This window comes from Desulfothermus okinawensis JCM 13304, assembly GCF_054654515.1.
The window spans coordinates 74639-83272 of record NZ_BAAIEW010000011.1 but is presented as its reverse complement, the minus strand read 5'-3'; the positions used below and the strand labels follow the sequence as shown (position 1 = coordinate 83272).

Annotated in this window: 7 protein-coding genes; 1 reads left to right on the top strand and 6 read right to left on the bottom strand. The window is 35.4% G+C overall.

The features are described from left to right. The 3 genes from ACYQ0O_RS05920 to ACYQ0O_RS05910 all read right to left on the bottom strand — a co-directional run. Window positions 1–549: EAL and HDOD domain-containing protein (locus ACYQ0O_RS05920; protein WP_459891514.1), on the bottom strand; the 549-nt coding region annotated here is incomplete at its 3' end. A 15-nt stretch (window positions 550–564) separates the two neighbouring features. Beyond that, entirely contained in the window at window positions 565–1614 is a 1050-nt protein-coding gene (argC, locus tag ACYQ0O_RS05915; RefSeq protein ID WP_459891513.1) for an N-acetyl-gamma-glutamyl-phosphate reductase, read from the bottom strand. A gap of 31 nt (window positions 1615–1645) precedes the next feature. Further along, window positions 1646–1942, bottom strand: coding sequence for a DUF1844 domain-containing protein (locus ACYQ0O_RS05910; protein ID WP_459891512.1), 297 nt, complete (start codon window positions 1940–1942; stop codon window positions 1646–1648). A gap of 260 nt (window positions 1943–2202) precedes the next feature. Here ACYQ0O_RS05910 and ACYQ0O_RS05905 point away from each other — a divergent pair, with 260 nt between their 5' ends. Continuing rightward, window positions 2203–3828, top strand: coding sequence for a sensor domain-containing diguanylate cyclase (locus ACYQ0O_RS05905; RefSeq protein WP_459891511.1), 1626 nt, complete (start codon window positions 2203–2205; stop codon window positions 3826–3828). Here ACYQ0O_RS05905 and ACYQ0O_RS05900 read toward each other — a convergent pair. From ACYQ0O_RS05900 to ACYQ0O_RS05890, 3 genes are all read right to left on the bottom strand, one after another. Continuing rightward, entirely contained in the window at window positions 3782–4954 is a 1173-nt protein-coding gene (locus ACYQ0O_RS05900; protein ID WP_459891510.1) for a pyridoxal-phosphate-dependent aminotransferase family protein, read from the bottom strand. The genes ACYQ0O_RS05905 and ACYQ0O_RS05900 overlap by 47 nt on opposite strands. 126 nt (window positions 4955–5080) lie before the next feature. Then, window positions 5081–7612: a DNA polymerase I gene (polA, locus tag ACYQ0O_RS05895; RefSeq protein ID WP_459891509.1), complete on the bottom strand. Its 2532-nt coding sequence runs from the start codon at window positions 7610–7612 to the stop codon at window positions 5081–5083. Then, the gene (locus ACYQ0O_RS05890) at window positions 7593–8609 is read right to left on the bottom strand and encodes a DHH family phosphoesterase (RefSeq protein WP_459891508.1); all 1017 of its coding nucleotides are present in this window, start codon (window positions 8607–8609) and stop codon (window positions 7593–7595) included. Before ACYQ0O_RS05890 ends, polA begins: the two co-directional genes overlap by 20 nt. Between the last annotated feature and the right edge of the window lie 25 nt (window positions 8610–8634).

The following is an 8634-nucleotide window of genomic DNA, read 5'->3' as shown; positions in this document are numbered from 1 at the left end:
TTTTGTTACATTGAATGTATATCTATCCTCTACTTTTTCTACAAGTATTTTTATGGAAGGATTTAAATTTTTAACCTTAGATATAAGGTCTTCAATTGTTTCAAACTCCATATTCAAGATATCTATTTTAACTATATCTATTAATTTAAATAGTTTTTCATTTGTAATATGTCCAATATAATCGTCTAATGCCAATATATATCCTTTTTTCTTTAAATCAATGCAGGTTTTTAGCACTGACTTGTCAATAATTACATCTTCCAGGACCTCAACAACTATTATCTCCCTGGGTAATACTTCTGCTATGCCAGAGATTAAGGAGTTATAAGGAAAATTGATAAAGAAACGAATATTTTTATTTACTCCCCTTTGAGCAAGGGTAAGTCCATCTACAATTACCTTTGATGTGGCCACATCCCCATCTGTCACATTGGCTGACCCAACGTCTGCATCGCGAAAAAGTAGTTCATACCCATATATATTTAGTTTTCTATCAAAAATAGGTTGACGTCCTACAAATATTTCCTGATAGGTAAAATTTTTCCCCATAGCTTAAACCTCACACTAGGGTATAATGGCTAGGGTCTCTAACCCTGTGCTTTCTTTAAGCCCAAACATCAAATTTGCATTTGCAATGGCCTGTCCAGATGCTCCTCTACATATGTTGTCAATGCAACTTATTATCAAAACAGTATGGGTCCTCTTGTCAAAACACAGGGAGATGTCGCAGTACATGGTACCTCTTACATTTCTGGTTTCCACCAGCCTATTCTCTTCATATAATCTAATCCACTTATTTTGTATGTCAAATTCCGTATATGCCTGGTATAACTGTTCAAAAGAGACATTATTTTTGAGCTTTACATACATAGTAGAAATTATGCCCCTTTGAATGGGTAGCAGATGAGGGTTAAAAGATACTGTTATATTTGTGTTGGCAATTTTACTGAGTTGTTCTTCTATTTCAGGGGTGTGCCTATGAACTCCTCCAATGCTATAGGGTCTGAAATTATCATAAACCTCGCTGAAGATTATGCCAAGTTTAGCAGATCTACCAGCACCACTAGTCCCTGATTTGCTGTCAATTATAATTGGTGAAGGACAGATAAGAGAATTTTTTAGGGCTGGATACAGTCCCAGTATAATTGATGTTGGATAACATCCTGGATTTGCAACAAGGTTAGCAGATTTTATCTTATCTCTATATAGTTCAATTAGCCCATATACTGCCTTTGGAAGTAACTGCTTTTGCTTGTGATCTGTCTGGTACCATTTTTCGTAAATCTCTGGATTTGACAGACGAAAATCAGCACTTAAATCGACAACTTTTACGTCTTTTTCAAGGAAGGAAGGTACATATTCCATAGCACTTTTGTGGGGAACCGCCAAAAAAACAAGATCTACCTGAATATCCATGCATTTTTCAGGATGAATTATATCAATTTTTCCCTCTTTAGTCCCTTTAAGGAAACCAAATTCATCCAGTAATTTTTTACCACAATTTTTCCTTGAAGTGGCAAATTTTAGTTCAAGTTCTGGATGTTGTGATATAAGCCTTATTAGTTCTGTACCTGTATAACCAAGTGCCCCAACTATTCCAACTGATATGGTCATTTGGTGTCTCCTAAATATCAATACCTGTTAGTTATGTACGTTGAACATATTTCATCTTAAGCTCAAATAAGATATTTTTAAAAAATTCTTCTTCTTCCCTGCTTAAATTACCCCTGGTCTTTTCTTCAAGCATTGAAAGGACATCAATTGTATGCCTGGCAAGCTCAAGGTTTACATCAGTTTTTCCAGTAACTGGGTCAGACACTTCTCCTAGGTGAACCAGGGCTGATGAGCTAAGGGACATAACAAATGTGATAAAATCGACCTTTGGAAGTGGCCCTTTTTTAAGATATTCCTTGGTGATCTTTTCCCTCTTTTCTTCGGACATTGATTTTCCCCTTGAAGTTTCCATACAGAAGTTTCTATTAAATACACTATTTACTTGTTTCTAACAGAGAAATTTTTCTTATGCAATTTGAATTTTGTAGGTCTAAATTTTTGTATAAAAGTTGGTTATCCTTTTATTTGCTTGAAATACAGGTAACTTTTTTTATTTTTTATAAATATTTACTACAAGTTCAACAAAATGATGGACTTGGGTTAAAGTGTAAGTTATCCTTTTATTTAATTTTAGTTAAGGGTTATTTTATGAAATATAGAACCATTAAGAATGAAATTTTTAAGGTAATTACTTTATTTTCAATTAATATTCTGGTCATTTTTGGGATTTTGTTGGGTAGTTTTCTCTATTTTACCTTTTATTCCAACGTAAAATCATACCTTAGACAGCGCAATCAAGCCCTAAAGTTTCTCCTAGAGGGATATTTTGTTAAGCTTCATAATTATATTGATTTTTTGAGTAGAATTGACGGGGTTAGAAATGTGCTGTTGCTTGGTGAAGAAAATAGAAAAGAAGTGCTTAAAATTTTTAGAGATTTTGAATTGTCAGACCCAGACATTAATTACATCTATGCTGGATTCAAAGATGGTTCCCTATTAATCAACAATTACATTCCGCCACCAGGATTTAATTCTACTGTAAGACCGTGGTACAAGATTGCAATAAAGAAAGCTCCAAATATATCAGATGGCCTTCCCTATAGGGAAATAAAAACAAAAGAATGGCTTATATCAATAAGCAAGGCTTTAATAGACAAGAATAATAATATATCTGGAGTAATTGCCATTGATACTTCATTACATAGGCTGGTTCAAAAATTAAATCAAAGCTTAATAGGTGAAGGTTTTAAATCTCAAAATAGTTTTGTGATTACAAATAGAGGAGATATAATTATTCATAAAAATGAAAAATTGCTGCGTAAAAATTTTTATGATCTTTATAATATACTGAAAGATAAGCATGAAATTGAATATAAAAATTCCGGTAAAACTAAACTTGCTTTTTTAGATGATGTTAATGTTGTTGGATGGAAGGTAGTGACTGAAATAGATAAAAAAGAAATTATAATGTCAATTGTTGTAAAAATACTTGGAAGTTTGGGCGTTGTTATTTTTATCTCATTGTTTCTTGGGTGGTTTTTGAGTAAGCTACTTGGTAATAGAATTGTTAAGCCTATCACAGAATTAAAGGAAAGAGTACAGCATTTAATTGAAGGAAAACATATTGATAAGAGAATTAACACTCCTAAAAATGAGATAGAAAAGATTGCAGCAGATCTGGAAAAATTAACTGAAAATGGTTTATATAAGAAAAATTTGCAATTAAAGAAATTAACTGAAGAGCTAAGGATTTTATCAATAACTGACCAATTAACAGGAGTTTTTAATCGTAGAAAAATCGACAGTGATTTAAGAAGAGAATTTATCAGGGCTAAAAGATATAACAGGATTTTTTCTTTGATATTATTGGATATAGATTTTTTTAAAAAAATAAATGACAGATTTGGCCATGATATGGGAGATTTGGTTTTACAAAAGGTGTCTAACTTAATTATAAGAAATATAAGAGAGTGCGATACTGCTGGTAGATGGGGTGGTGAAGAGTTTATGATCATATGCCCAGAGACAAATGGTATCCAGGCAACAGCACTTGCTGAAAAATTGCGAAGGGTTATTGAAAGTTATGATTTTGGGGTTAATAGACCTGTGACAATAAGCATTGGTATAGCTGAATTTTTAAGCACCATGAAGGATATTGATGAGTTGATAAAGATAGCAGATAAAAATTTATATAAGGCAAAGAGGGCAGGGCGAAATCGGGTAGTGTTTACTCCGATCCAGGATACCCCATATCAAGGGTATCACGATATTTAGAAAATGCCTGTTCAAGAAAATCTCTATTTAATGGCTTTATGTGGTATAAAGACTCAAGGGCTTCAGAGATTGCACATAGGGCGAATAGGATGTCTCCAAAATCAACATCTCCCATGTGACCTATACGGATTATCCTTCCCTTTAAATGATCCTGCCCTCCAGCTATATAAAGGTTGAAATTTTTAGCCAGATATTTAAGCAGGTTTTGTCCATCAACTTCTTTGGGAAGTCTTACGCTGGTAAGTCCCCAGGTATAATTTGTCTTTGCAAAACATTGAAGTCCCATAGCCTCAATACCATATCTGGTCATCTGTGTTAGTGCCCAATATTTTTTATAGGTCTCATGCAAAGGACGTTCAAAAAGTATCTCCATGGATGCCTTTAATCCATAGATTAGGCTAACAGGCGATGTGTACAGGGTTTGTCCATTTTTTATCTTTTCCCTCTCACCTATGAGATAGAAATAAAAGTCCTCCCTTTTTACTTCTCTTGCCTTTTCCCATGCCCTGTTACTTAAGCTAATCAATGCTAGTCCTGGTGGAACCATTAGCCCCTTCTGAGAACCAGTAATAAGACAATCAATATGCCACTTATCCATGGGAAGGGGGGATATGCCAACTGCTGAAATGCCGTCTACAATAAGTAAAATATCATTATCCCTGACCAGGTTGCCAATATCTTTAATTGGATGGAGTACCCCTGTGGAGGTCTCTGATGCCTGGACAAGTATTCCCTTAATATCTTTATTTTTTTTAATTAATTCTTTTAATCTTTCAATATCTAGAGAATTTCCCCATGGAACTTCTAATTCTATTACATCCAGCCCCTTTGTCTTGGCAATCTCCAGCCACCGCTTGCCGAATTTCCCCCCCTGGATTACAACTACTTTTTCTCCTTTGTTGAATAGATTAAACACAGCTGCTTGCATGGCCCCTGTTCCAGAGGATGAGAGTATAAGCACTTCATTTTTTGTCCCAAAAAGGAGTTTTAACTTTTTCTGGAGTTCAACCATTATGGCTTTAAATTCTTCTTTTCTGTGATGGGTCACGTGTTTTGCCATTTCCAATTCAATTTTTTGGGGGATCATGGTAGGTCCAGGTGTAAGTAGTCTAAATTTGCAAGACATATTAACTCCTTATATAACTTCTATAAAAGGTTCAACGTCCTTTGCTGTGTCTGTGATCTGTAACTTCCATATATACACACACTCACACATACACATACACACACTTTCACATACACCCTTCATCCTTCAATGTGCTTCTGCCCAGTTTTTCCCAATTCCTATATCAACAACCAGGGGGACTTCCAGTTCCCATACTGAAGACATAATCTTCTTAATTATTTTAGCGGCATCTTCTCCATGTGTTTCAGGACATTCAAACAGGAGTTCATCGTGGATTTGTAAAAGGAGCTTAACTTCCATTTCTTTTAGGTTTTTATTGGTTGCAATATTTATCATTGCAATTTTTATTATGTCAGCTGCACTGCCCTGAATCTTTGTATTAATTGCCATCCTCTTTGCCTGAGATGCAAGATTGTTGTTTCTGGAAGTTATGTTAGGCAGGTGTCTTTTTCTTCCAGAAAGGGTTGTTACATAAAGATTTTCTTCTACCTCTCTCTCCACCTGTTCAAAGAAATCTTTTACACCAGTTAGCTTGCTGAAATATTTTTCAATGAATTTTTTGGATTCTGTCATGGATATTCCCAGTTCATTTGAGAGTTTTTTAGGGCCCATGCCATATATTAATCCAAAATTTATTGTCTTAGCCTTTCTACGCTCGTCTTTTGTAACCTCTTCTGGTGGTTTGTCAAAGAGTGCTGCAGCTGTTGAGGAATGTATGTCTGAGCCCTTTATAAATGCATCTACTAGATAAGGATCTTTTGAAAAGTGTGCAAGGACCCTTAACTCCACCTGGGAATAGTCTGCTGATATAATTAAGTTTCCCTGCTCAGGGATAAAACAGGACCTCATCTTTGGCCCAAATTCGCCTTTTATGGGTATGTTTTGAAGATTTGGGTTGGATGATGAAAGCCTTCCTGTTGCAGTTGCCAGTTGATTGAAATTAGTATGTATTCTGGAGTTTTGATCTGCCAGCTCTGGCAGAGGTATGAGGTATGTGGAGCGGAGTTTTTCTAATTTTCTATATTTTAAGATGTCTTCTATTATTGGATGTTGATTTTTTATTGATTCCAGGACATCGATTGATGTGGAGTATTCCCCCTTAGGTGTCTTTCTTCCTGGCTTTAACCCCATTTTTTTAAATAGGATATAGGAGAGCTGCTTGCTTGACCTTATATTAAATTCTTGTTGTGCATATTTGTAAATTTTATTGGTAAGTTTTGTTAATTCACTTTCAACTTCCTGTAGAAACTCTGAAAACTTTTTTTTGTCTATTTTTATCCCATTTTTTTCCATGGAGATTAAGATAGGCACAAGTGGCCTTTCTATATTTTCATATAATTCAAATAAATTATTTTCTTTTAGCAGCTCGAATATATATTCTCCCGTATCTATGATACTGGCTACATAAGATAACTCTTGTTTGTTTGGTGAAAACCTTGATACAATGCTTTTTAGGGAATAGTCCCTGAGTTCTGGTTCAATTAGATATGAACCTAAAGATAGGTCAAAGAGGTTATCCAGGGGAAGGTCATATTTTTCAATATCATAGAGTAGTTTTTTGAGGGATGGCACATATACTTTTTTAGCTGCCCTAATAATTTTCAAGATTTCATGTTGTTCCCTTGTGGAGCCTTCATGTTCCCTTGTGGCAACAAGAAAAGATCCATTGGGCAAAACAGCTATATCTTCTCCCTGGGCCTCTTTTTCTAGATCTTGAGTTTTTATTTTATGGTTTTCACTGTTTGAGGTATGTATCTTCTGGAGGTTAGCTGGATCCAGTTTAAGCTCTTTTATGAGACTAGAAAACTCATATCTTCTTAAAAACGGTTTTATATTTTCCTCATCTATTTTTCTTACCTCATAAGAGTTAAGGTCAGTACAAATTGGTACGTCCTTTTTTAATATGGTGAGTTTTAAGAATTTCTCAAGATTTTCCCTTTGACCCTTTAATTTTTTGTGAACACTTGGTGAAAGTTTATCCAAGTTGCTAAAGATTTCATCTATGCTGGAGAATCTCTTAATGATAGATAGTCCTGTCTTTGGCCCAATTCCTGGGATCCCTTTGATATTGTCACTACTATCTCCAATAAGTGCCTGATAAAGTGGCCATAACTCAGGGGAAAATCCTCTTTGTTTTAGGAAGTTCTCTTTAGTCAAAAGTTTTTCTTTTTTCCCCGATGGATCCCATAAGAGCACATTTTCATCTAAGAGCTGAAATAGGTCTTTATCTGAACCAACTATTACAATGGGCAACTCTTTTTTAAACAATTCACACATTGAGGCAATGTAGTCATCGGCTTCAAAGCCTTGTGCAACAACGGTCTTGATTCCCAGGAGGTTTACCCCCTCTAATATAGGTGGGATTTGCATACTAAGTTGCTCTGGCATTTTGAGTCTATTGGCCTTATAGGTTGTATCAATGTCATTTCTAAAGGTTGGTCCCTTTCCATCAATAACAAAGCAGGCAAATTTAGGGTTTTCTTGTCTCAATATCTTTAGGAGCAGTCTCAAAATTATAAATAGTGCATTTGTGGGAAATCCATCTTTTGTCTTTAAATCTGAGAATGCGTAAAATGCCCGGTAAATATATGATGATCCATCTATTAAATAGATGGGATGTCTGGGTAAGTTTAGCCTATTAAGAATACTCTTTGTCATTTTGCTTTTTCTTAATCCTTTTGATTAGTTGGCAACCTTCCATCCTGTCCCACAAAAATTGCTGTGGATGTTCTTTTAATCGTTCCATATCTACTTCAGCCCTGGCCATTGCCTTGTGTCCTCCAGCACTTCCAACATCACCAAAGAGTTTTTTTGCCAGGTTCCCCATATTGTGTTTTATCCCATCTCCTCTAAATATTGCAATTAATTTGCCTTCATATATACCAATTACAATATCCCATGATATGTCATGGATCTTCATAAAAAAATCTGCCAGGATAACCAATATGTCGGTGGAATCCACCTCTCCCATAAATACAGTTAGTCCATCACCAATAACCCGTACCTTTTTTAAGGCCTGTGAGAAATATTTTAGCCACTCTAATTTGTATTCACTTCGAACTATCTTTCTCAGTAGATTCTGATGGGCAAATTTACTCAAATACCTGAAGGCACGCATATCTGCATCGTGGAAGTTGTTCTCAAAGCTATGGGTGTCCGTCTTTATGCCGTAGAGGAGTGCAGTTGATAAAAGACGACCTGGTCTCAGCTTTAAGTTATATAAAAATTCAGTGAGTATGGTACTATTGGCACCATATTCTGGCTGAATCTCTACAAAGTCTGCTTGAACAGGATTTTCCTTTGATATTGGATGGTGATCAATCACAATACTGAATTCAAAGCTTGAAAACTCACTGTTGTGGTGGGGTTGGGAATCAACAAGTGCAAATTTATCATATTGAGCAGCCAGAAGGGGGGTTAATTTTTTTATTGGTATCTTCAGGTATTTTATCATTGCAAGGTTATCAGGTCTGCTCACCTCATTTACCATTGCAATACCAACACTTTCCACTTTCCTCACTAATATTTTTTTTAAGGCCATAGCTGAAGCCATGGCATCTGGATCTGCAACACACATGATCAGCCACCTCTGCTTTTTGTTTAAAAGTTCCAGGAGCTGATCTAGTTTGCTATCTAATTTTCTAAAATAAGACATAACCAAAGTCCTTGGGTAATACCTA

Bases quoted from the DNA above. Each gene is read 5' to 3' on its own strand.
- argC (WP_459891513.1), bottom strand. From the start codon at position 1,614: ATGACCATATCAGTTGGAATAGTTGGGGCACTTGGTTATACAGGTACA.
- ACYQ0O_RS05910 (WP_459891512.1), bottom strand. From the start codon at position 1,942: ATGTCCGAAGAAAAGAGGGAAAAGATCACCAAGGAATATCTTAAAAAA.
- ACYQ0O_RS05905 (WP_459891511.1), top strand. From the start codon at position 2,203: ATGAAATATAGAACCATTAAGAATGAAATTTTTAAGGTAATTACTTTA.
- ACYQ0O_RS05900 (WP_459891510.1), bottom strand. From the start codon at position 4,954: ATGTCTTGCAAATTTAGACTACTTACACCTGGACCTACCATGATCCCC.
- polA (WP_459891509.1), bottom strand. From the start codon at position 7,612: ATGACAAAGAGTATTCTTAATAGGCTAAACTTACCCAGACATCCCATC.
- ACYQ0O_RS05890 (WP_459891508.1), bottom strand. From the start codon at position 8,609: ATGTCTTATTTTAGAAAATTAGATAGCAAACTAGATCAGCTCCTGGAA.